We start from the raw sequence: 22,359 nt of genomic DNA, 5'->3' as shown, positions 1-22,359 counted from the left end.
GGAACAAGCCATGAAAACTGCTCTACTCGTCATTGATGTGCAAATGGCGTTGGCCCATGAGGATGCCGCCGGCGCCGCGCGGTCGTGCCCTGAGGCTGGCGACAATATCCGCAGGCTGCTCAGCCAGTTCCGCGAGCGCGGTTACAAGATCGTCCATGTGCATCACCACGGGCTTGACCCGGATGATCCGTTCCACGTGGATGCGCCCGGTGCTGCCGTTCAACCCTTTGCAGCACCGCAAGGGGACGAACCGGTGATCATCAAAAACGTCTCCAGCGCCTTTGCCGGAACCTCGCTTGAGGCTGATCTGCGTGCAGAAAACATTGAACGCGTGGTCATCTGCGGGGCCACAGCCAATCACTGCGCCGAGTCCGCCGCGCGCTCGGCAAGCAGCCTGGGGTTTGATATGGTCTATGCCTCAGATGCCGTCTGGGCCTATGACGCAACCGGGCCGGACGGCGTGACCCACAGCGCCGAGCAGATACATTCGGTCACGCTCGCCAACCTGCAGGGCGAGTTCGGTGAGGTGCGTACGACTGACGCCATCCTGAACGCGTAAGCGTGACAACTAACCCTGAAGGCGGCGAACATGCGAATTGGCTTTATCGGACTTGGCACCATGGACGGACCGGCGGCCTTGAACCGGATAAAAGGTGGGCACGATCTTTCTGTCTGCGATCTTGATAAGACGCGGGCAGAGGAGCATCTGGCGCTGGGCGTGACTTGGGCAGAGACCCCTGCGGCAGCCGCACAAGCGGCGGATATCGTGTTCACGATGGTATTTTGACCAAAGCAAATTGAGCAAATGGTAGGGGTGCCGATGGACTGCGGTCAGTCCTGACCACCGGGCAGGTTTGGGTGGAAGTAACGACCAACAAACCTGCCTATGTGCGAGAGCTTGCTGCCATTTTCGCTGAGATTGGAGTGTAGTTAATTGATGCGCCAGTCACGGGTGCCGTCGATGGTGCACGTACCTGCAATATGCCTCAATTCGCAGGCGGGGATGGGGCAACGGTCGCGCGATTTCGCCCCGCGATGGAACTGATGGGGTCGTTTCAGGGCAATTCGCGCGTGAACAGTACAAACCATGGTGCAGTTAGCGCGACGAACAACTTTGTTGGGCGTCTCATTTGTCGATCCAGGGCCCAAAGCCCTACACAGGAACGCCCAAGCCGACTTTCTTTCTGCCCATTACAACAGATGTACGAAAGTGCCGGACATTTGAGTTGTCAAAGAACAGTCGTTTCGTGAGTTCCTGAAAATCGTCCATGTCTTTTGCCGTGCAAACGAGGCAGAAATCCGCGTCCCCAGTGATGTAATAGCACTGCTGCACCATGGGCTCAGATTGCGCCTGACGTGAGAATGCATCGATCTGATCCTGTCGCTCGCGCTCCAATTCGACCATCACAATGAAGCTCATCGCAACACCCAGCTTTTTCGGATCGACGATGGCGACTTCCGAAACGATGGCGCCCGAGGTTCTGAGCGCCTTCAACCGGCGCTGAACTGATGCCACGGACAAGCCCGTCTCGGATGCGAGAGCTTCGAGGCCCATCTTCGCATCAGCTTGCATCAAGTGAAGAAGATTTCGGTCGAACTGATCGAGTTTCATGTGAATTCCATCTTTAGTGAGAAATATTCCCAATATTAGGAAGAAATTGATGATAATACCTCACTGATCGCGTGTACAACTTTTGTATGAAAAATCCAACCATACTCGATGTTGCAAAGCCACTGTCACTGCTGGCGGCCTGCCCAACCTATAAGCCAAGTCCATTGGAAACGTGTAGTTTTCAGGGCCGGTCCATACTGATCAAAGACGAAACAAACAGGATGGGCCTGGGTGCGTTCAAGGCGCTCGGGGGTGTTTACGCCGTTGCCAAGTTGATTGAGGAGCGCGTTGGTTATCCGCTGGAAGCAAGCACTTTTCTGGAAGATTCCGTGAAGGCAATTGCGCGCAAGATGACTTTTGTTTGTGCCAGCGCAGGCAACCATGGCATGGCCGTGGCCGCTGGTGCGCGGCTCTTTGGTGCCAAGGCCCGCATTCACCTTGCCGAAACGGTGCCCGAGGACTTTGCAATTCGCCTGCAGGACAAAGGCGCAGAGGTTGTTCGGTCCGGTGACGATTACGAGGCGAGTGTCGCGGCAGCCATAGCCGATGCAGAGGCAACCGGCGCAATTCACCTCGCCGACGGATCCTGGCCCGGATACACCGAACCACCGCGGTTGGTGATGGAGGGCTACACTGTCATTGCCGAAGAAATGCGCATGGAACTAGAGCGTTCCGGGAACTGGCCCAGCCACGTTTACTTGCAGGCTGGCGTTGGTGGACTGGCTGCGGGGATCGCTTACATGATCCGATCCAATTGGGCGGTTCAACCAAAGATAATCGTGGTCGAACCGGATGCGGCGCCTTGCCTTGCCGAAAGCGCCCGCGCGGGCCAGATCCTGACTGTCGAAGGGCCTGTTTCCAACATGGGGCGTCTGGACTGTAAAACGCCTTCTATGTTGGCTTTGGGCATTCTGGAACGATGCGCCGACGATTGGGTTTTGATTAGTGACCCGCAGGCTTTAGGAGCTGTAGAGCATGCGCGCGATATGGGCTTCTCTACTACGCCCTCTGGTGCCGCCGGGCTTGCCGCCTCGTTGCTGGACAAAGCCGAATTGCCGTTAGTCGTGCTGTCCGAGGGGAGCGTTCCCGATGCTTGATCTCGTTGCATTTCGTCACGATTTGCATGCGCACCCCGAAACCGGCTTTGATCTTGGCCGGACCTCGGAACTAATCGCGGCTGAGTTGGAGCGAGCGGGGCTTGAAGTCACCCGTGGAGTGGGACGCACAGGCATTGTGGCCACCTTGCGCCGTGGCCCAGACGAAACCGCAATCGGCTTTCGCGCCGATATGGATGCGTTGCCAATACATGAGACCACCAACTTGCCGTATCGCTCGCAAACGGAAGGCAAGTTTCATGGGTGTGGGCATGACGGCCACAGCGCCATGCTGCTGGGGGCCGCGCTCGAGCTTGCGGCGGATCCGTCTTTAAACCGCACCATCCACTTTATCTTTCAGCCGGACGAAGAAAACGGAAACGGGGCAGCCGCGATGATCGCGGATGGACTGTTTGAACGCTTTCCAATGGCTGCAATCTTTGGCCTTCACAATATGCCGGGCATGGAACTTGGCCACTTTGCCACGCAAGTGGGGTCATTCTGCGCATTTGAGGATAATTTCGAGATACGTGTTCGCGGCCAGGGCGGGCACGCGTCCATGCCGGAAAAAGGCATTGATCCGATTGTGACCGGGGCGGCAATAGTGCAGCAGTTACAGACGATTGTCTCTCGCTCGCTTTCACCAAGCAAACACGGGGTCGTTTCCATCACTGAATTCGTAACGGATGGTGCGCGAAACATCTTGCCCAGCAATGTAACCCTGCGCGGGGATTGCCGGGGTTTTTCCGGGGATGTGTCCGAAAGTATCGAGCAAAGAATGCGCGCCATTGTCGCGGGCGTTTGTGCGGCGCAAGGAGCTGAGGCGGAGGTAGATTACTCGACTTCATTCCGGCCTTTGGTGAACGATGTCAGAGCTACTAACATGATTGCCGGCGCTGCCCGCGATGTCGGCAGCCTAGATACGGATTGCGGGCGCGTGGGTTTTTCGGAAGACTTTGCTGAGTTTCTTGCGCATCGTCCCGGGGCCTTTATCCTGATGGGCAACGGGGTCGAGGGGAACCACGCCATGCCGCTTCATAACCCGTCATATGATTTCAACGACGAAGCGATCAGGCATGGTATTGCCTTCTGGACCAGCCTTGCACGGCAAGAGTTTTGAGGGCTGACGAGCGCTGGATTAAACTTCATTAGCGGGCAGCATTATTAGCTACGCTGTCCTATTCTGTTCTTCGGCCAACCCGCTGCGGCGACTGCCTCCCGCGCTGAATCGCGTCATCTGGTGACGCCGCAGAAGAGATCATCAGCAACGCCGCAACGAAACTCCAATGCATCGCGTGGAAGGCGTCATTTTCGCCAGTCTGTGGCCGTTGCCTAACGTTATTAGATAGTTGATATATCTCGGTACTTGATTGGGCGGCGATCTTCTTGTTTTACTAAAAGTCAAATCAACCCATGCCCCAGCGCGGTGTGAATAAACAGTGAAAAACAGTGCCAAAATTCTGAATCCACAGAACTTTATGACTAAGGGGCAATGGAGTAGCAAGATGGATCAAGACGACGGATCATCACGCAATGAGTTTGGGAACCCCGGCTCGATCGACGACATGGTAGCAATGTATCTGGAGGCGCTGGAAGGAGTTCTCGGCTCGTTACGCGAGCACGGAGAAAAGGGTGCACGGTTTGAACCGGACGTGATGTTTTTGCTTGCACAGGCACAGGCCCGGTGGCTCAGCTCAGCTTTACGGTACTGGCGGCAGATTGCGACCATCGTCTCAACACAAGGAACGGACGCGATCGAGGCAAGCATGCCTAGCGCGGATGGACCTTCACTAGAAGCCAGACAGCTGATCGTGCTGGACAAGGCGCGGGCTGTGCTGCGCGAGATATCGGATCTGTCACTGAGTGAGGCAAAACTGTTGCAACGTGATCTCATGGAAATCGAGGCAGAGCTTCGCAAATCGGTCGGCCCTGTGGATGACGACCTGGAAGGTCCTCATCGCTATGCAAAATCCAAACCATGAATAACGATGGTGCCCGCGCCGACTGGGTAATACCGGAACTGGGATTTGAATCTGAGACGGAACGGCTTCGCACAGCCATCGGCACGTGGGTTGAATCCACGCCAGAAGAGATGCGGCCGCAACTGGAAGAACAGTTCCTGGCCGGTTCAAAGTATTTTCGTCCCTTGACCATTTTTGCCTGCCAGACAGCTGTCGGCAGCGAAGAAATCACGGATGAGACCATTCAGGCGGCCGTAACGCTTGAGCTGTTTCACAATATGACGCTGGTGGTAGACGACATTCTGGATCAGTCGGACGAACGGCGCGGCAAACCGACCATGCATACAGCCTTTGGGCAACTTGCGGCGTTGATGACGTCCGGATTTATGGTTGCGGAAGGTTATCGGATTATGGCGAACGAACCGCAGGTGGTCGGGCTATTGTCCGAGCTGATGTCGCGGCTGGGCGCAGCCGAGATCGCACAGTGGAACAGTCGCACAATGCCGCGCGGGGTCGAAGATTGGCGCAAGCTGGCGCAGGAAGACACCGGTTCAATGTTCGAGGTTGCTGCTTGTCTCGGAGACCGCAGCGAGGGGCTGCGCCATTTCGGCGGCTTGCTGGGTACCCTGTATCACGCCTGCGATGACGTATCGGACGTGCGCGGGACCGAAGCTTTGGGCGGAGGTGGTGAAGAGGATATTCGTGACGGCATCCTGACCCTGCCTGCCGCAATTGCAGTGCGCGAACCCGCGGTTGCCGCGATGTTCCGCGATCCGAACCCGGACAATTACGACGCGCTGGCCGAGGCCTTTCGCGCCGCTTTGCCCGAAGCCGAAGCCGAGTTGGACCGGATCGCTGCCAGCGCTATAGCTGAGGCCAATCGATTTGCCCGGAACCCGAAGAAGTTGATCACGCTTGTGGATCGCACTCGGGCTTTAGGCGAAGCGCGCTGATCACAAATAGGCGCGCGCAGCCTTCAGATACTGGCTGTCGAACCCTTCCTCGAACTGAGCCATCAGCGGTTCGATAAGCGCGCGTTGTGCGTCTTTGGTGGGCAGCAAAGACGCCAACCCAAGCGCGGCGCGCAGTTGCCATGCTAAAGCTGACCGGTTTCCGGCAGCGTCGTAAGCAGCGCGATAGTGCTGCTCGGCGCTGCTGGTATCGCCACGCTTCTGTGCCAATTCCCCTTTGACTAGGCTCAGGTCCAGTACGTGGTTCAATTCGCCCCCAACCTGCAGTGGTTGGTCAAGATCGTCTAGAACCTGGGCGGCATCCTCGATCCGGTCCTGTGCCAACAGCAGGCGTGCGTGGTTGGCTTCAAAACAGACGCGGTGGTAATGAACGCCGGCATTCTTGCAGGCGGCAACGGCCGTGGCCGTGATCTTTTCGGCCTCATCCAGTTGACCGAGTTGCGCCATTGCCCGGGCGCGCCAGAAGGAAGCCCAGACACCCAAGAACCTGTACCCGTACTCTCCGGCAACCGCGCTGCATTCTTCGGTCAGGTCCATGACCTGTTCCCAGTCACCGTTCCAGTCATGGATGCGGATCACCCCGTTCGACAGAGCATAGACTAGCGAATAGGGGTCAGGCAGCGACCGGGTGTAATTCAGGATGTCGTTCCCGACCTTCACCGCCTGATCCGGTCGACCCAGGGACCAGAGGGCTGCCGCCCGGAAGCACTCTGAAATTACCTTGGGTTCTGCGGCTGACAGGCGGGGCCCCGGCTGGTCCCAGATGCCGTCATCATAGAGCTGTAGAACACGTTCGCCAAAGCGCACCGACTCGGCGTAGTCGCCGCGGTTGAAATGCGACCACGTCTGCATCGAGGCGGAATAGACTTCATAGCGGGTATTGCCGCTGCGCGTTGCCTCGTCAGCAAGCGCCGCAAATGTATCATGCCCTGAGCTTACGTCGCCACGCATGGTTTCAAACGCCCCGATCCCGTATAGAACCGCGACGCGCAGGTCTGGATCGTCAACATCCACAAACAGCTCGCGTGCGCGTTCAAAAGCTGTTTGCGCCTGTGGCGAGGCGTAGCTGGTCGCCGCAAAATGCACCACGCCAATGGTCGACTGCAGTTGCAGCTCCAGCTTTGCGCGATCCGTCAGATCATCGACCTCTCCAACGTATTCCAAACCATTGCTGAGTTGAGCGAGCGCTTCTTTCATCGAAGCCCGGCCCCAAGCGGATTTACCTGCCGTCAGCCAGTAGGGGACCGACCGGTCACCAAGCCCGGCGGCAACAAAGTGGTTGGCCACCTGTTCCGGACCGGACTTGCAACGTTCAGGGAATTTTTCTTCCAGCGTTTCGGCAATCTTTCCATGTAATTGCTGTCGCCGCCGTCGCAATATGGACCGGTATGCCGCTTCCTGAATCAACGCGTGGCGGAACATTAGGCTGTGACCGGTTTGGTCAGGGTATGCCAAGTCGGCGTCACCCAGTTGCGACAGCGAGTCTGAAAGCTCTGGCAACGGAGTTCCCGTCACCTGAGACAGAAGGTCGACATCGAATTCCCGGCCGATCACGGCCCCGATCTGAGCGTATTCGCGGACCGCCCCCAACTTGTCGAGGCGCGCCATCAAACTGTCTTGCAGGGTCTCCGGCACCAAATCTGCGCTGTTTCTGGATTCTATGGCAGAGCGGGTCAGTTCTTCGGCGAAAAGCGGTACGCCATCCGATCGTTCCAGCAATTGCTGGCGCTGTTCGGCCGAAAAAGCATCCGAGCCTGTCATACTGTCCAACAGCTCTTCGACTTCTGCTGGCTTGAGGCGCGCCAGTTCGCAGGTTTCCAGGTGATCCACCTGCCAGTCATGCGTAAATTCCGGCCTGCAGGTCACAAGCAGCAGGATCTGGCAATCAGCGAGTTTGGCGGCAAATTTGGTCAACAAATCCAGTGATGTAGGGTCGATCCAGTGCAAGTCTTCAAAATGCACCAACAATGGTGCCCGCTTGGACAGAACGATGACCTGTTCGATCAGCATGTCGATCGTGCGCGTCTTTTGAAGCTCGGGCGAAAGGTTCAGCGGCGGATACCTGTCACAGGGCAGCGAAAACAAAGATGCCATCAGCGCGCGGGCTTCGTTCAGATCGTCTTCGGCGACGACAAGTTTTTCCAGCTTGTCCAGCCGGGCTTCGCTGTCATCGTCTTCCTTGAACCCGAGCACGGTTTCGATCTGACGGCGGATAGGGTACAGGGCCGTGTTCTCAAAATAAGGTGCGGATTGCAGGTGAAGAACGGTGGCACCTTCGCCTTTGGCCTGATCCACCACCTCATATGTGAGGCGGCTTTTGCCGATGCCAGCCTCACCTGAGACAAGGCAAACATTCCCCTTCTTGGATTTGGCATCTTCCCAGGCCGACATCAGGCGCGTCCGTTCCGGCGTACGACCGACCAGAGGCGTAAGTTGCCGCCGTGCCGAGGTGACGGCGAACCGGTCCTGGCGCTGTGCCGTGGATATGACACGCCAGGCCACCTGGCCGGGCTCAAACCCCTTCAGATGGATGTTCTCCAGCTCCTCATAGACGAACATATCCCCCAACAGAGACTGAGTTCTCTTGCCAATGACAATTTGTCCCGGCTTTGCCAGCCCCTGCAATCTGGCCGCAAGGTTGGGCGTATCGCCAGCCACTGCTGAGGTCGAGTTTACGCCGTTCTGGTCAAGGTCACCGGCCACAACCAACCCCGTTGCAATGCCAATGCGCACCTGCAGGCGTTCACCGGCTGCAGTATCCAACGCGGCGACGGCCTCGACAATTTCCAAAGCAGCGCGGCACGCGCGTTCTGCCGCGTCCTCCTGCGCAACCGGGTAGCCAAAATAAACCACAACGCCATCGCCAAGGTATTGAGCCACGTGCCCTCTGGCCTCTTTGACCAATAGCGAGACGGTATCCTGATACAACGCCATAAGGTCGCGATAGTCTTCGGGATCAAGCCGCGCCGACAGGGCGGTCGAGCCGACCAGATCGCAAAACATGATGGTGAGGTGTCGCCGTTCCGCGCTTTCCTCGCCCGTCATGGCACCGCTGGGTCTGGGCTGTGCCGCATCCGGTTTCAGCGCGGTGATTGCCTTACTGATCTTGAGCCGATGACCCAGCACCGTGACACCCATTTCTCTGAGATGGTCGCCGGTCACATCTTCAAGAATGTCCAGGTCGATGCCGTTCTCATCAAACAGTTCGGTGTATTGTGGCAGGCCAATTTCATTCAGCCATGCCGCAATCGATTTAGTAGTCATCAGTCGTCTCTTGTTCGTACGAGGTATTTCTTAGTTACTTTTTACGGGGCTTGCCGTCTTCTGTATAGTTCCAGAACATTGGGCCCAGGCCCATAGTCTGTTCATTCCACTTACTTGCAGGCAGCCAGTCCGTAAACAGGGAGCCAAGGTTCTCTGGGCTTGGCGTGAATTTCGACTCTGGGAACTTGAAGTCTTTTGGTGGCCATAGCTTGTTGATCCCCAGGGCTTTGTCCGCAAGCGTCCATGCTTTTGCACTGGCGGCATAAGGCGCCCAGGCAATCTTAAGCGCTTGAAACATCTGGCTGGGATAGAATTCGGGTGTGATCACCTCTACCGGTTTACCTGCGTCGCCTTTGTCCGGTTCTCTCTGCGCGGCCTGACGTACGCCTTCAGCTGCGATCAGCCCAGTTGCACAAGCGCCTTCGACAGTCGAGACATCCGCGAAATTCCTGACATAAGTCCCGGCAAGAAACAGGTTCTCGAACTTGGTGTTGACCTCGGGGCGATGTTCCCAGCTGCCGGTGAGATTGGCGAAAAGCTCTTCGCCAGTATTTGTATCGACCGAAGTCTGGAACAGATCGATATCCGCCTCGGTTATCTCTAACTTGGCAGTGATTTCTCGCAGAATGTAGTCGATCGCGGTTTTGGGGTTTTTGAGATCCAGAATGAGGTTCTGGTTTTCGTCCCGGCGTTCGGGTTTTACAGATAGCAGTGATTTGAAATCCGATACCGTCACATAAAGGAAGGTATTTTTGAGGCCCCACGTCGCCGAGTAGTTGAGGAACGTCATCTCATAAGGTGTATCCATGAACACCACCACATCTGACGGGATGCCGGGCAGTTTCCGCTTGAGATAAAGCTCGACCGAAGCCATCGGCTCGGCCTCCAGGTATCTCAGCTGCCCAAGATCCGGATCGGCGTTGTAGAGATCATCAGTCACCATTGAGGCCATCGCACCGGGGGTGATGCTGATGATCACGTTCTCATCGCTGACATCCACTTCGATGTCTTTCTTTGCGATCCCCCATTTGGGGTTAACTGATGGCGATTTGGTTACCTTGTCGAACACGAGCCGTTCGATCCGAGTGCCGTCTGCGTTGGGATGCACTTCGCGAATTCGGTGGCGGTACTTGAGCTCAAACTGGTCTCCGAACTGATCAAGCTTTTTGTGGAAGGGATCAATCAGAGTTTCTTTCTTGGACCCATCAAAAAGCCAAAGCTGCGGAACCGGAACGCGGTTGCCGTACTTCAGGAAGGTCTTGTAGCTGCGCGCCGAAGCTTGCCAGCTGTCAATCGCCCACACGGTTTGCCAGATCTTCTCATGAAGCTTCGCCACAACATCGGTGCAATAGGGCCGCCCGCGCAACCAGCCGTTGAACGACATCCGGTCAAGCTTGTCATCTTCACTGTCCGGGATCGAAAGCAGATCGACCATCGAATACATGAACAGGAATAGTTCAGCAGGCGGCGCTGCGCCACCGGTGAGGTTGCGGTAAAAATCCTGAATGCCGCCCGGGTTCACCATTTCGGGCATGTTGTCGAGATCGCCGTCATAGAGAAACTTGAAGGCTTCGCGTGGTGTGAAGTTATCTTCGATCCCAAGGTCTTTGGCGACCGACCAGAAGTTGTAATACCAATTGCACAGCATGTGATAACTGTGCTCGCGTGGGTAATCACCGTGGTCGTGCTCCTTATGGGACCGCAACATTCCACCAATGAAGTTGTCCTGCTCATACAGCGTTACGTGGTATCCACGTTCCAACAGACGAAGAGCCGCGGTTAGCCCGGCTATCCCGGCCCCGACGATGGTTACCTTATGCATGCTCACTCCCTCGGATTTCGGCGTCACAAGCCCGCAAATGCGGTCCGGCGCCGACAAAACTCAGCTAAGGTTACGCTGCTTGGGGCATCAAAGGAAACTATTTCAGAGTGTTGCGGGAAAATGATCAGCGCCTTGGTTGGTGCAAGGGGACGTTTCACTGCGGTGAAGCAAAGGTTTTTTGAGACTAAGATGGGGTCCTGCAACGTTCCCTATTGTTGGGCTGCTCTGGTGAAATCGAAACAGCGGTTGCCAGTCGAGCAATCCGGTCGACGTCCACAATGGTGGCGATCAAAAAGATGGCTGATTTCGCAGCCTTGATTTGTCCGTCAGTTTGGTCATCTTGCATACTTTCTCACTGGTGAATCCCACAAAAGGGGATACTGGCAGAGCCCAAGTTTCCTTGGGTGTTAGAAAGACTGGCACGTCAAAGGCCTAATTTACAAAGCCCTGTGACTGGGAGTGAATTCGAACTGAGGAGGAATATGGTGGAGCCTAGGGGAGTCGAACCCCTGACCTCTTGCATGCCATGCAAGCGCTCTCCCAACTGAGCTAAGGCCCCATCATGGTACCGCGTCTGCGGTGGACGGACGTTTATGAGACGGCGACTGCGAGTGCAAGTCCAAAAATGGATTTTGCGGAAAAGTTTCTGCCTCGCGTTCGAGGGTAGCCTGAGGCGGCGCAAGGGCCGCCCCGAGCCGGGTTTAGCTGTCGTCTTCCGACGGCATGTCGGTGATCTCTTCCAGCGAAACGTCGTCGTTGCTGTCGTCATCATCGTCCAACAGATCATCGTCCAGTTCGACGTCGACGTTTTCGTCATCGTCCAGAACCAGATCTTCATCCGACGCATTTTCGCGTGCTTTTGCCGATGCGGCATCTTCCGCATCTGCGGCGATCATCCGGCTCTTGCCGGTTTCAAGCTCCACGATCTCGCCAGTGTAGGGGCTGATGATCGGGTCCTTGTTCAGGTCGTAAAAGCGCTTTCCGGTGGTCGGGCAAACACGCTTTACGCCCCATTCTTCCTTGGGCATGTCAAATCCCCTTGATATCAGGTGAGTCGTAATAATGATTCAGGTCACGTGCCACATGCAGCGGGCACTGTCAAAGCCTTTGAGCAGGAGAAACAGGTACATGGGGGACCACGCATTGCCCGGACAACCGCCGGTGCCGCTGACATTACGCAAATCGGCCAGAGCGCGTCGTATCAGTTTGCGGATTTCTCAACTGGATGGGAGGGTTACACTGACCTATCCCAAAGGCGTAGCAGAGTCCGAAGCACTGAATTTCGCGAGGGTCAAGGAAGACTGGATTCGTCAACATCTTGAGGACCGGCCCAGCCCTTCAGCAGTAGAATTCGGTCAGGCCATCCCTGTGGAAGGTAAAGACAGGCGAATCGTGCCAGCAGAAGGTCGACGCGTTCTGTTGCGAGACGCAGAGGTTGCAGTCCCTGAAGGCGCCGAAGCCCGGAGATTGGCGCGGTTCCTCAAGGAACTGGCAAGGGATCGCCTCACTGAGGCCTGCGATGATTATGCTGCAATGCTGGGCCGAACTTATTCCAGCCTGACCTTGCGTGATACGCGATCCCGCTGGGGGTCGTGCAGTTCGACCGGTGGCCTGATGTTTTCGTGGCGTCTGATCCTCGCCCCATCGGAAATCCTGCATTACGTCGCCGCCCATGAGGTCGCACACCTGGTCGAGATGAACCACTCAAGTGCGTTCTGGGCGCAAGTCGAACGGCTGTTTGGTGACTACAAAGCCCAAAGGTGCTGGCTGCGCGACAACGGGGCGCAGCTTCATCAGTACAGATTTGATGCCACGACGAGTTGACCACACGGCGATTTGTGATCACATGGGTTTATGTTAAGCGCGCGCCCAACCGACACCCAACCTGCAGCTCATGATCTTGTTTATCGGGCCTTGCGCTCGCGCATCATGCACGGAGACATAGCGCCCGGGCAGGCGTTGACCCTTCGCGGGATCGGTAAGGAGTTCGATGTCTCGATGACACCTGCGCGTGAAGCGGTCCGGCGATTGGTGGCCGAAGGGGCGTTGTTTTTGTCTTCGTCGGGCCGTGTGTCCACGCCCGAGCTAACCAATGATCGTATCGAAGAACTGGCAGCGCTGCGTGCATTGCTGGAGGTCGAATTGGCCAGCCGTGCATTGCCCCGCGCGCATATGGCGCTGATTGATCGGTTGCAGAGCATCAACATGACTGTCGCGGAAATGGTCACCAAACGGGATGCTGTCGGTTACATCAGGTCGAACCTCGAATTTCATCGAACGCTCTATCTACGTGCACAGGCTCCGGCGATGCTGGCCATTGTGGAAACGGTATGGCTACAACTTGGGCCGACGATGCGCGCACTTTATGGGCGATTGCGGCGGACAGAGCCGCCGCATTACCACAAGCTGATCATCGCCGCGTTGAAGGCGGGGGATGAGCCCGGATTACGGCTGGCAGTGCGTTCAGATGTGACGCAGGGATTGCGCATGCTGGTCAGTTGAGCGGCTTGTCGCCGAAGTGATCGTGTTGCCTTTTCCAGACGCCGCGGAACTAGCTTGCGCACTTGGTCTGCGGTACTCTTACCCAAATCACAACAAGAGCAGATTTCAGACATGATCAATCGACGCCTTTTCTCAATTGGACTTGGGTCAACCTTTCTGGCCGCCTGTTCGGGTGGGACGCCAAGCAGCGCTCCTGCCACACGGATGCGGGCCGTTCCCAACGCAGGGTGGGACGCCTGGGTTGCCGGGTTCAAGTCGCGCGCGGCCTCGCAAGGCATTTCTCAGACCACCATCAACCGTGCCTTTCAGGGGGCCGGCTACCTGCCAGACGTGATCGAGCGGGACCGCAATCAGGTCGAATTCAAGCGCTCACTAGAAGACTACCTGGCGATTGCTGCGTCGGATGAACGGATCGCAACCGGCAAACAGATGCTGGTACGCCATGCTGGAACCCTGTCAGCGATCGAGGCAAAGTACGGTGTCGACAAAGAGGTTGTCGTGGCCGTCTGGGGCTTGGAAAGCCGGTATGGGGCCCGCCGAGGGGATGTGCCAGTAGTATCAGCGGTGTCAACCTTGGCTTATGACGGGCGTCGCGGTGCGTTTTTTGAAAAGCAATTGATAGCTGCCCTGAAGATCATTCAAGAAGGCGATACGACGCCTGCAAACATGACCGGCAGTTGGGCCGGGGCGATGGGGCACACGCAATTCATCCCGACCTCTTATTTGGCCTACGCGGTGGATTTTACCGGTGATGGTCGTCGGGATATCTGGTCCGAGGACCCAACAGATTCCTTGGCGTCGACCGCCGCCTATCTGGCGCGCGCTGGCTGGGTGCGAGGACAGCCTTGGGGTGGCGAAGCAGGTACGGTATCCGGGTCGCCTGTCGCGGTGTTACAGCCGCAAAAGCCCGGGCCGCGCATTGCTGTGTTCCGTAATTTCCAGGTGATCAAGCGCTACAACAATTCGGACAGTTACGCGATCGGCGTCGGGCATTTGTCGGACCGGATTGCCGGTGGCGCGCCTTTTCAGGCTTCATTCGGTCCAGATGCGACCGGGTTGACGCTTGAGGATCGTAAAGAGTTGCAGCGCCGACTGACATCCGCGGGGTACGACACGCAAGGCGCAGATGGGGTCATCGGCAACAACACGAAATCCGCCATCAGCGCATATCAACGCGCCAGTGGTTTGGCCGTAACCGGCGAACCTTCTGCGGCATTGTTGCGCCAGTTGGGCGGCTGACGGTTTAAGCCGCCAGCCCTTTTGAGCCGATATCCAGGAATTTTTGGCGGCGGTCCTTGATCAGGGCTGCCGCATCCTTGCCATCCAGCTCTTTCAGCATGGCGGCAATGGCGTTCCGCACTGAATCGACAGCTGCGGCACGGTCACGATGCGCGCCGCCTTTGGGTTCGGTGATGATGTGATCACACACGCCCAGCTTTTTCAGGTCTTGAGCTGTTAGCCGCAGTGCTTCGGCGGCCTCTCGCATCTTTTCTGAATCCTTCCACAAGATCGACGCACAGCCCTCCGGCGAGATCACCGAATAGACCGAATGTTCCAGCATCGCGACACGGTTTGCTGTGGCAAACGCCACCGCACCGCCTGAACCACCTTCGCCAATGATCACGGACACCAGCGGAACGCCGATCTTCAAGCACATTTCGGTCGAACGCGCGATAGCCTCGGACTGGCCGCGTTCCTCGGCACCTTTGCCCGGATATGCGCCAGCCGTGTCGATCAGGGTGATGACGGGCAGACCGAAACGTCCGGCCATTTCCATCAGGCGCACAGCCTTGCGATACCCCTCGGGGCGGGCCATGCCGAAATTCCGTTCAATCCGCGATTTGGTATCGGAGCCCTTTTCGTGCCCGATCACCATGACAGGCTGATCATCGAAACGCGCCAGACCGCCGATCACAGCCAGATCGTCGGCAAAGTTGCGATCACCTGCCAGCGGCGTGAACTCGGTAAACAGCTCGGCCACATAATCCTGGCAATGGGGGCGTTCGGGGTGACGCGCAACCTGACATTTCCGCCATGGGGTCAGATCGCCATAAAGCTCATCCAACAGCTTGGCGGCCTTGGCATCCAGCGCGGCGGCTTCTTCGGCCACGTCCATCTCTTCGTTGGCGCGGGCCAGCGCACGCAATTCCTCGGCCTTGCCTTCAATCTCGGCCAGGGGTTTTTCGAAATCCAGATACTGGGTCATGACGCCTCTCAACGCGGAAGTTCATTGCTATATGAACTTGCTGCCAGAGGAATGCAACACAAGGTAAAGCGGGGCGCAATTCTGGGCCGCGCCGGTTTAGGTCACTGGACGGGTACATAGCTGGACGGCAGGCCGTCATCGTCTGTGTTCACCATGTAGTACTGATTTTCACCGCCGTCCCAGACCAGAAAAGCGTCCGCGCCTTCCGGTTTAGTCTGTTCACCCCATGGCGCTTGGATGGTCAGGGCTTCACCGGTTGCATACCCCAGATCAGACAGGCGCAGCATTTCCACGGGGGTCGTCTTGAGCGCGCCGACTATGCCCGGAGTTCGGTCTTCGAACATCGCTTTGACTTCGGGGGCCATATCCAGCCGCTCGATCAGGCGTGTGTTTTTGGCTGAGACATCGTCCAACGAAACAAGCTCGTAGGCGGCGTCAAAAGTGCTCTTGCCAATGATGTAGAAGTCCGGGCCATCATTGCGAAACTGTAGTGCAATGATCGAACCGGTATTCTCAGTCAGATAGGCCTGATCGTAACTGGTGCCATCGACGGAACCCAGGTTTTTGCGGATTGCTTCGGGAATGGCACCGAAGTCATCGCTGGTCAGTTGCCAACCAAGGATTGGTCGATCTTTAATATAGGACTCGCTTGCCGGGTTATGTTGGCTGATACGTTCGGCGATCATGGTTTGTGTCTGAATGTCATCGGCTTGCGCAACAACCGGCATTGCGGTGACAAGGGCGGCCAGCATGATGTTGCGAAAAGGGCGGGCTGGATTGATCATTTCGGTTCTCCATTTGGGAGTTGAATAATCTAAGTCCATGTGGGTTACGCGCTTAGTGTAACATTTTTCGGTCTGTCTTCCGATGTGAATTCAGCAAGATTTGTGGATGCGGGATGTGCATCCTTTGGCGGGCAAAGAGAAGGAAGGACGTCGATGGCAGCCAGTTATGAAGACCGCGTTCTGCGTGTACTGGCCTACATCCATGACTACCCGGATGGTGACCTGTCGCTGGATGCTCTGTCCGAAGTCGCGGCCATGTCGCGGTTTCATTGGCACCGCGTTTTTCGTGCTATCACCGGGGAAACCTGCGCGCAGGCTGTGCGCCGTATTCGGCTGCATCGGGCCGCAAGCTGGCTTGTGATGACAGAAAAATCAGTGGCGCAAATCGCAACTGACGTTGGCTACCCTAACCTGAAATCCTTTGTGCGGGCCTTTTCAAAGGCCTACGGCAACAGCCCCGCCACTTTTCGAAAAACGGGGCAATTTCTGCCGGCCAACCCACGTTTCAGAACCGGAGATTATCCCATGCACCCCGTTGTTACACGTACCGAACCCGCCCGCCGCGTGATTGCCCTGCCGCATAAGGGGGACTATGCCCAGATCGGCAAGAGTTTCGAGACGTTCGGCGCCCTTTGTGAGTCCCGGCAGTTGTGGCCGCAGATCGGTCCGGTACTGGGCGTTTATCTGGACAGCCCGGAAGACACGCCTGAGGATCAGTTGCGCGGCTATGCCGGAGCCGTGTTTTGCGGTGACACAACGCCCGAGGGAATGCAGAGCCTTGAGCTCACTGGGGGTAAAACCGCGGTATTGACCTACAGGGGCCCGTATTCAGGTATTCGTGCCGCCTATCACAGCCTGTTTGGCAACTGGCTGCCCGCATCAGGCGAGGAACCTGCGGATCAGCCCTGTTATGAGGTTTACCTCAACAATCCACGCGACACGGCGCCCGAAGACTTGCTGACAGAAATCTGTCTGCCACTGAAATAACTTAGTTCGGGTACAGGACCGGGTAGAGTGAGCCCACGAGCAACGCGGCCATTACCCAGTTGAACATCGTCAATCGGCGCGGATTCGTCAGGATGCGCGCCATTTGCTGCCCCAAAACGGTCCACGTACTGACCGAGGGCAGGTTGACCGCTCCGAACACAAGGGCCACGACAATGATGGCTTGCAGCGTCTGATCCGGCGTGTAGGCGGTGGTAGCGGTCAGAGCCATGGCCCAGGCTTTGGGGTTGACCCACTGAAACGCGGCTGCTTGCAGAAACGTCATTGGGGTGCCTGTGTGGTCATGCCCTTTTGCCGGGGCGGCGTGGGCGATTTTCCATGCGAGGAACAGCAGATATGCGACCGAGGCGCCTTTTAATACGGTATAGCTGACTGGGTATTTGTCGAACAATTGTACCAGTCCGGCGCCGACCAAAAGGACCATGAAGGTGAACCCAAGCCCAATCCCCAACATGTGGGGGATGCTTTTGCGAAATCCAAAATTCGCCCCCGACGCCATCAACATCAGGTTGTTTGGTCCGGGTGTGATGGACGAGGCAAAAGCAAAGGCGATCAGGGCCAGAAGGATATCATAGGTCATGGCGTGGATAATTGCTGCAAACACTGCAAATGAAATTGCGTTTTAATGCTTTGTTGGGCTAACGTCGCAATCAATGGCGAAAATTGACCACATAAACCAGCAAATATTGCGAGAGCTGTTGCAGGACGGTCGTATCAGCAATCTGGATCTGGCAGACCGGGTTGGGCTGTCACCTTCTGCCTGCCTGCGTCGCGTTCAAGAATTGGAGCGTTCGGGCGTCATCGCGGGTTACCGCGCAGTTTTGAACCCATCGGCGCTAGGCGTTGGATTTGTTGCCTATATCGGTGTCGGGCTGGGTGAGCATACCAAAGCCGCACAGGAAGGGTTTGAACGCGCCCTGCAGCGCTCGCCCGAAGTGGTGGAATGCCACAATATCACTGGGACCATCGAATACCTGCTGCGCGTGGAATGCGCGGACTTGCCTTCGTACAAGACATTCCACACCGAAGTATTGGGAACGCTGCCGCATGTGACATCGATTACGTCCTATGTGGTGATGGATTCCCCCAAGGATATGCGCGCCTGACGTTGGAATTGTGAACTTGAACCGGCTTGCCGGGCGAATTTTCACAGCCTAGTGTCTTCTCAAAGGCCTGATTAAAGGGAAGCAATCCCAACAGGCCACACACAGGGAGAAGAAAATGAAACTCGTTCGTATTGGAGCGCTGATAACAGCTGCGGCGTTTGTCGCCGGTTCGGCCGTTGCCGCGCCGCTCAAATTGCAACCCGCCAATCCGCAGCCAAGCCCAAAGGCGGGATTGAATGTAAGCTATGTCGGAACCGGCACTCAACGCAAAATACGGGATCTTAATCAGGCTAAAAATCTGTTGTCCAAGGCTAAGCCGGGACAGCCGCTGCGCGGCTTGGACTATGCCGATACAAACGAGCGTGAAAACGTTCTGACCTTTGATCACCACTACAATGTGGCCGCTGAAATTACCGGCTACATGCGCTTTGACTCGGCAGGGGTTTACGAGTTGGAGACATGGTCGAACGATGGGATCGATGCCTGGGTTGGTGGCCAGCAGATCGGCAAAGTCAACGGTATTCAGGGGTGTGAGGCCAACCAGCGAACGGAAGTCGAAGTGCCAAAGGCCGGATGGTATCCGTTGAAGATAATTTATTTCCAAAAGCTTGGCACATCTTGCTTGATGATGAAGTCAGGAAAAAAAGGCGAGAAGTTTACTTGGACGCCCAATAATGCCTTTGGCCGGTAAGTTACAAAAAAGGCGCCCATAAGGGCGCCTTTTTCGATTTGATCAGTTTGCAGCGATCAGTTCGGCCTGGGCCACGATCACCTCGGCTTGCTTGATCGAGGCGATGTCGACCAGACGGCCTTTGTAAACGGTTGCGCCTTCGCCATTGGCTTTGGCTTGTTCCATCGCGGCCAGAATCTCGCGCGCTTCGGTTACGGCTTCGTCTGATGGGGTAAAGACTTGATTCGCCAGTGCGATCTGTTTCGGGTGGATGGCCCATTTCCCTACCATGCCCAGTGTAGCCGAGCGCTTGGCTTGCGCGATATAGCCTTCGTCATCTGAGAAATCACCAAACGGACCGTCCACAGGCAGAACGCCGTGCGTCCGGCAAGCGGCCACGATGGCGGCCTGTGCCCAGTGCCACGGATCGGACCAGTGCTTTTCGCCTTCGCGCAGCATGTAGTAGTTTTCTTGGGTGCCGCCAATGCCCGTAGTTTGCATACCCATCGAGGCCGCAAAATCTGCCGCCCCCAAGCTCATCGCCTGCATACGTGGGGACGAGGCAGCGATCTCTTCGACATGGGCGATACCGGCGGCGGATTCGATGATGACCTCGAAACTGACGGGTTTAGTGCGTCCCTTAGCGCGCTCGATGGCCGTGACCAGCGCGTCCACGGCGTAGACATCTTCGGCACAACCAACCTTGGGGATCATGATCTGATCAAGGCGGTCGCCAGCCTGTTCCATCAGGTCGACCACATCGCGGTACCAATAGGGTGTGTCCAGCCCATTGATACGCACGGACATATATTTGTTGCCCCAATCAACGGTGTTCAGCGCTTCGATTACATTTGCGCGCGCGACATCCTTGTCCGACGGCGCAACCGAATCCTCAAGGTCGAGGTTGATCACATCTGCGGCCGACGCGGCCATTTTAGGGAACAACTTCGTGTTTGATCCCGGCCCGAACAATTGACAACGGTTGGGGCGCGCGGGGGCGGCGGGTTGGATGCGAAAGCTCATCTGGACCTCGTGCGAGAAAGGAAATTACGATTTTCTTGCTTTATGAGGTATTAAATTGCGCAAGCCATAGCAAGCGTCTTTGTGCAACTGCGGCAATGCAATCGCAGCAATCTCCGCAATGCAGGGCTAAATCAGCGATTAAAGTTTAATCGCTTTGAAAACTTGAAATAATAACGCGCATTTTTCGAAAAGTGCGCAAAAATTTCCCGCGCGACGGGGTGTTGCCAGACGAAAACGCGAAACACTCGTTGAAATCGTCCCCTAGGCTGCGCCGGAATCAAAGGAGTGAACCGCATGATCGAGACACCGTACCTGCTGTTTTTGGGCGATGCGCCCGACCAATTGGCGGCCAAAGTGGCAGTTGGCATCAAGGACTGGCGTCCTGAAAATGCCGTCGGCCAGTATCGTATGGACGGATGCAAGGCCGATCTGGGCTTGACCGACATGTCCCTGACCGAAGCGAAAGAGGCCGGTGCCAAGACGCTGGTCATCGGCGTTGCCAACCGTGGCGGCGTTATCAGCCAGGAATGGAAAAAGGTTCTGGTCATGGCGCTGGAGGAAGGATTTGACCTCGCTTCGGGCCTGCACAACCTGTTGTGTGACGAACCCGATCTGGTTGCAGTCGCGGAAGCCACCGGCCGCAAGTTGCACGATGTTCGTGTGCCATCGGTCGAATATCCGATTGCAAATGGTATCAAGCGCAAAGGCAAGCGCTGCCTGGCCGTTGGCACCGATTGCTCGGTCGGCAAGATGTATACGGCGATGGCGATGGATGCCGAAATGCGCGAGCGCGGCATGAAGTCGACCTTCCGCGCAACCGGTCAGACCGGTATACTGATCACCGGGGACGGTGTGCCGCTGGACGCGGTCATTGCCGATTTCATGGCCGGTTCGGTCGAGTGGCTGACGCCTGACAATGATGAAGATCACTGGGATCTGATCGAAGGGCAGGGGTCGTTGTTTCACGTGTCTTACTCTGGTGTGACCATGGCGCTGATTCACGGTGGCCAACCCGATGCGCTGATCCTGAGCCACGAGCCGACCCGTGAGCATATGCGTGGGCTGCCGACCTATCAGTTGCCGACACTGGAAGCGTTGCGCGACACGGCGCTGGCATTGGCAAAGGTCGCGAATCCGGCGTGTGAGGTTGTTGGGGTTTCGGTTAACACCCAGCATATGTCCGAAGAGGACGCCACCGCATATCTGGCCAAGGTTGAGGCCGATATGGGCCTGCCCGCGACTGACCCGTTCCGCTTTGGCTCGGGCAAGCTGGTAGATGCGCTGGCCGCAATGTGATCTAAGCGGCGCGTCGGAGGCGGGGTTGTCCGCCTTCGGCGAGAGTATTTTGAAAAAGATGAAGGAGCGGGCGCGTGCAGGTAGATGTCTCTCGTGACGTGTTTCGGCTGGCGCAGGTCTTTACGATCTCGCGCGGGTCTCGGACCGAGGCCAAGGTGCTTACGGTTCGGGTTTCCGACGGAACCCATCAAGGATGGGGCGAATGCGTACCCTATGCGCGATACGATGAAACGCTGGATTCGGTCGAGGCCGAGATCGCAGCTTTGCCTGCTGAATTTACCCGCGACAGCCTGATGGACCTTTTGCCTGCAGGCGCGGCGCGGAATGCGGTGGACTGCGCCCTTTGGGATCTGGAGGCCAAGCGCGCCGGAAAGCGCGCCTGGGAATTGGCGGGGCTGCCGGTTCCGGGACCAGAGATCACCGCATATACACTGTCGCTTGATACGCCGGAAAAGATGCAGGCACAGGCTGCCGCCAACGCGCATCGGCCCTTGCTGAAGATCAAGCTGGGAACGCCGGATGACATGCCCCGACTGGAAGCTGTGCGCGCAGGTGCGCCAGATGCCAAGATCATAGTGGATGCAAACGAAGGCTGGTCAGCTGCGGTTTACGCGGAGCTGGCGCCGCATCTGGTACGTCTGGGTGTTGCCTTGGTCGAGCAGCCGTTGCCCGCCGGTGAGGATGACGCCCTGATCGGAATGGAGCGTCCAGTGCCGGTATGTGCCGACGAGTCCTGCCATGACCGCTTCAGCCTGCCTGCTCTTAAGGGTAAGTATGACGTCGTCAACATCAAGCTGGACAAAACGGGCGGCCTGACCGAGGCGCTGGCGTTGCGCGAGGCGGCGCTGGCCGAAGGCTATCGCGTTATGGTCGGATGTATGGTGGGCAGCTCGCTTGCTATGGCACCTGCGACACTGTTGGCGCAGGGTGCGATGGTAACGGACCTTGACGGCCCGCTTCTGCTGGCCGAAGACCGCGATAACCCGCTGATTTTTGATGATGCCGGAGTGCACCCGCCCAAAGCGGACCTCTGGGGCTGAGG

At 56.9% G+C, this 22,359-nt stretch carries 23 protein-coding genes and 1 tRNA gene; 15 read left to right on the top strand and 9 right to left on the bottom strand.

The features are described 5' to 3' along the window. Nucleotides 1-10: 10 nt before the first annotated feature. From GOW92_RS14560 to GOW92_RS25345, 3 genes are all read left to right on the top strand, one after another. Entirely contained in the window at nt 11-559 is a 549-nt protein-coding gene (locus GOW92_RS14560; RefSeq protein WP_170561306.1) for an isochorismatase family protein, read from the top strand. Nucleotides 560-589: 30 nt separating this feature from the next. Next, nucleotides 590-787, top strand: a complete 198-nt coding sequence (locus GOW92_RS14555) for an NAD(P)-binding domain-containing protein (RefSeq protein ID WP_170561305.1) — start codon at nt 590-592, stop codon at nt 785-787. 146 nt (nt 788-933) lie between these two features. Next, complete coding sequence (locus tag GOW92_RS25345) at nt 934-1,251, top strand: NAD(P)-binding domain-containing protein (protein ID WP_170561553.1); 318 nt, start codon at nt 934-936, stop codon at nt 1,249-1,251. Here the strand turns inward: GOW92_RS25345 and GOW92_RS14545 are convergent. Beyond that, the gene (locus GOW92_RS14545; RefSeq protein WP_170561304.1) at nt 1,154-1,612 is read right to left on the bottom strand and encodes an Lrp/AsnC family transcriptional regulator; all 459 of its coding nucleotides are present in this window, start codon (nt 1,610-1,612) and stop codon (nt 1,154-1,156) included. The genes GOW92_RS25345 and GOW92_RS14545 overlap by 98 nt on opposite strands. Before the next feature lie 86 nt (nt 1,613-1,698). Here GOW92_RS14545 and GOW92_RS14540 point away from each other — a divergent pair, with 86 nt between their 5' ends. From GOW92_RS14540 to GOW92_RS14525, 4 genes are all read left to right on the top strand, one after another. Beyond that, nucleotides 1,699-2,709 (top strand): pyridoxal-phosphate dependent enzyme, encoded by a 1,011-nt coding sequence (locus tag GOW92_RS14540; RefSeq protein ID WP_170561303.1) that lies wholly within the window; start codon nt 1,699-1,701, stop codon nt 2,707-2,709. Then, entirely contained in the window at nt 2,702-3,826 is a 1,125-nt protein-coding gene (locus GOW92_RS14535; RefSeq protein WP_170561302.1) for an amidohydrolase, read from the top strand. The genes GOW92_RS14540 and GOW92_RS14535 overlap by 8 nt, the downstream gene beginning before the upstream one ends. Nucleotides 3,827-4,211: 385 nt before the next feature. Further along, nucleotides 4,212-4,688: a hypothetical protein gene (locus GOW92_RS14530; protein ID WP_170561301.1), complete on the top strand. Its 477-nt coding sequence runs from the start codon at nt 4,212-4,214 to the stop codon at nt 4,686-4,688. Beyond that, nucleotides 4,685-5,620, top strand: a complete 936-nt coding sequence (locus tag GOW92_RS14525) for a polyprenyl synthetase family protein (RefSeq protein ID WP_170561300.1) — start codon at nt 4,685-4,687, stop codon at nt 5,618-5,620. The genes GOW92_RS14530 and GOW92_RS14525 overlap by 4 nt, the downstream gene beginning before the upstream one ends. On the opposite strand, the gene GOW92_RS14520 is transcribed toward GOW92_RS14525, so the two are convergent. The 4 genes from GOW92_RS14520 to GOW92_RS14505 form a co-directional block, all read right to left on the bottom strand. After that, on the bottom strand, nt 5,621-8,902 hold the full coding sequence (locus GOW92_RS14520; protein ID WP_170561299.1) for an adenylate/guanylate cyclase domain-containing protein: 3,282 nt from the start codon (nt 8,900-8,902) through the stop codon (nt 5,621-5,623). Nucleotides 8,903-8,936: 34 nt separating this feature from the next. After that, nucleotides 8,937-10,724: an FAD-dependent oxidoreductase gene (locus GOW92_RS14515; RefSeq protein WP_170561298.1), complete on the bottom strand. Its 1,788-nt coding sequence runs from the start codon at nt 10,722-10,724 to the stop codon at nt 8,937-8,939. A 483-nt stretch (nt 10,725-11,207) separates the two neighbouring features. Beyond that, a tRNA-Ala gene (locus GOW92_RS14510) sits at nt 11,208-11,283 on the bottom strand. Nucleotides 11,284-11,425: 142 nt separating this feature from the next. Next, nucleotides 11,426-11,752, bottom strand: a complete 327-nt coding sequence (locus tag GOW92_RS14505; protein ID WP_170561297.1) for a TIGR02300 family protein — start codon at nt 11,750-11,752, stop codon at nt 11,426-11,428. 100 nt (nt 11,753-11,852) lie between these two features. On the opposite strand from GOW92_RS14505, the gene GOW92_RS14500 reads away from it, so the two are divergent. The 3 genes from GOW92_RS14500 to GOW92_RS14490 all read left to right on the top strand — a co-directional run bounded on the left by GOW92_RS14500 (nt 11,853) and on the right by GOW92_RS14490 (nt 14,465). Then, a complete protein-coding gene (locus tag GOW92_RS14500) occupies nt 11,853-12,548 on the top strand; it encodes a M48 family metallopeptidase (RefSeq protein ID WP_254453029.1) in 696 nt (231 codons plus the stop codon). Between the two features lie 30 nt (nt 12,549-12,578). Continuing rightward, a complete protein-coding gene (locus tag GOW92_RS14495) occupies nt 12,579-13,226 on the top strand; it encodes a GntR family transcriptional regulator (protein WP_058279022.1) in 648 nt (215 codons plus the stop codon). 111 nt (nt 13,227-13,337) lie between these two features. Continuing rightward, complete coding sequence (locus tag GOW92_RS14490) at nt 13,338-14,465, top strand: lytic murein transglycosylase (RefSeq protein ID WP_170561295.1); 1,128 nt, start codon at nt 13,338-13,340, stop codon at nt 14,463-14,465. A 4-nt stretch (nt 14,466-14,469) separates the two neighbouring features. Here the strand turns inward: GOW92_RS14490 and GOW92_RS14485 are convergent, their stop codons facing one another. Both GOW92_RS14485 and GOW92_RS14480 read right to left on the bottom strand, forming a co-directional pair. After that, a complete protein-coding gene (locus tag GOW92_RS14485; protein ID WP_170561294.1) occupies nt 14,470-15,432 on the bottom strand; it encodes an acetyl-CoA carboxylase carboxyltransferase subunit alpha in 963 nt (320 codons plus the stop codon). A 101-nt stretch (nt 15,433-15,533) separates the two neighbouring features. Beyond that, nucleotides 15,534-16,217 carry a hypothetical protein gene (locus GOW92_RS14480; RefSeq protein WP_170561293.1) on the bottom strand — a complete coding sequence of 228 codons (684 nt, stop codon included), beginning with the start codon at nt 16,215-16,217 and terminating at the stop codon, nt 15,534-15,536. A gap of 153 nt (nt 16,218-16,370) precedes the next feature. Here GOW92_RS14480 and GOW92_RS14475 point away from each other — a divergent pair, with 153 nt between their 5' ends. Next, a complete protein-coding gene (locus GOW92_RS14475) occupies nt 16,371-17,204 on the top strand; it encodes an AraC family transcriptional regulator (protein WP_170561292.1) in 834 nt (277 codons plus the stop codon). 1 nt (nt 17,205) lies between these two features. On the opposite strand, the gene GOW92_RS14470 is transcribed toward GOW92_RS14475, so the two are convergent. Continuing rightward, on the bottom strand, nt 17,206-17,802 hold the full coding sequence (locus GOW92_RS14470) for a LysE family translocator (RefSeq protein ID WP_170561551.1): 597 nt from the start codon (nt 17,800-17,802) through the stop codon (nt 17,206-17,208). A gap of 73 nt (nt 17,803-17,875) precedes the next feature. Between GOW92_RS14470 and GOW92_RS14465 the strand changes: the two genes are divergently transcribed. Together GOW92_RS14465 and GOW92_RS14460 are read left to right on the top strand one after the other, a co-directional pair. After that, nucleotides 17,876-18,328, top strand: coding sequence for an Lrp/AsnC family transcriptional regulator (locus tag GOW92_RS14465; RefSeq protein WP_170561291.1), 453 nt, complete (start codon nt 17,876-17,878; stop codon nt 18,326-18,328). Between the two features lie 115 nt (nt 18,329-18,443). After that, the gene (locus GOW92_RS14460; RefSeq protein WP_170561290.1) at nt 18,444-19,019 is read left to right on the top strand and encodes a PA14 domain-containing protein; all 576 of its coding nucleotides are present in this window, start codon (nt 18,444-18,446) and stop codon (nt 19,017-19,019) included. Nucleotides 19,020-19,061: 42 nt separating this feature from the next. Here GOW92_RS14460 and GOW92_RS14455 read toward each other — a convergent pair whose 3' ends face one another. Next, a complete protein-coding gene (locus GOW92_RS14455) occupies nt 19,062-20,021 on the bottom strand; it encodes an L-malyl-CoA/beta-methylmalyl-CoA lyase (protein WP_170561289.1) in 960 nt (319 codons plus the stop codon). Between the two features lie 294 nt (nt 20,022-20,315). On the opposite strand from GOW92_RS14455, the gene dgcN reads away from it, so the two are divergent. Further along, nucleotides 20,316-21,317: an N-acetyltransferase DgcN gene (gene dgcN / locus GOW92_RS14450; RefSeq protein ID WP_170561288.1), complete on the top strand. Its 1,002-nt coding sequence runs from the start codon at nt 20,316-20,318 to the stop codon at nt 21,315-21,317. Between the two features lie 74 nt (nt 21,318-21,391). After that, a complete protein-coding gene (gene dgcA, locus GOW92_RS14445) occupies nt 21,392-22,357 on the top strand; it encodes an N-acetyl-D-Glu racemase DgcA (protein WP_170561287.1) in 966 nt (321 codons plus the stop codon). Nucleotides 22,358-22,359 lie beyond the last annotated feature (2 nt).

The sequence above is a fragment of the Ruegeria atlantica genome (genome assembly GCF_013032505.1).
Classification (GTDB): Bacteria; Pseudomonadota; Alphaproteobacteria; order Rhodobacterales; family Rhodobacteraceae; genus Ruegeria; species Ruegeria atlantica_F.
Note: the sequence above shows the minus strand (reverse complement) of the source record. Positions and strands in the feature narration are given on the sequence as shown.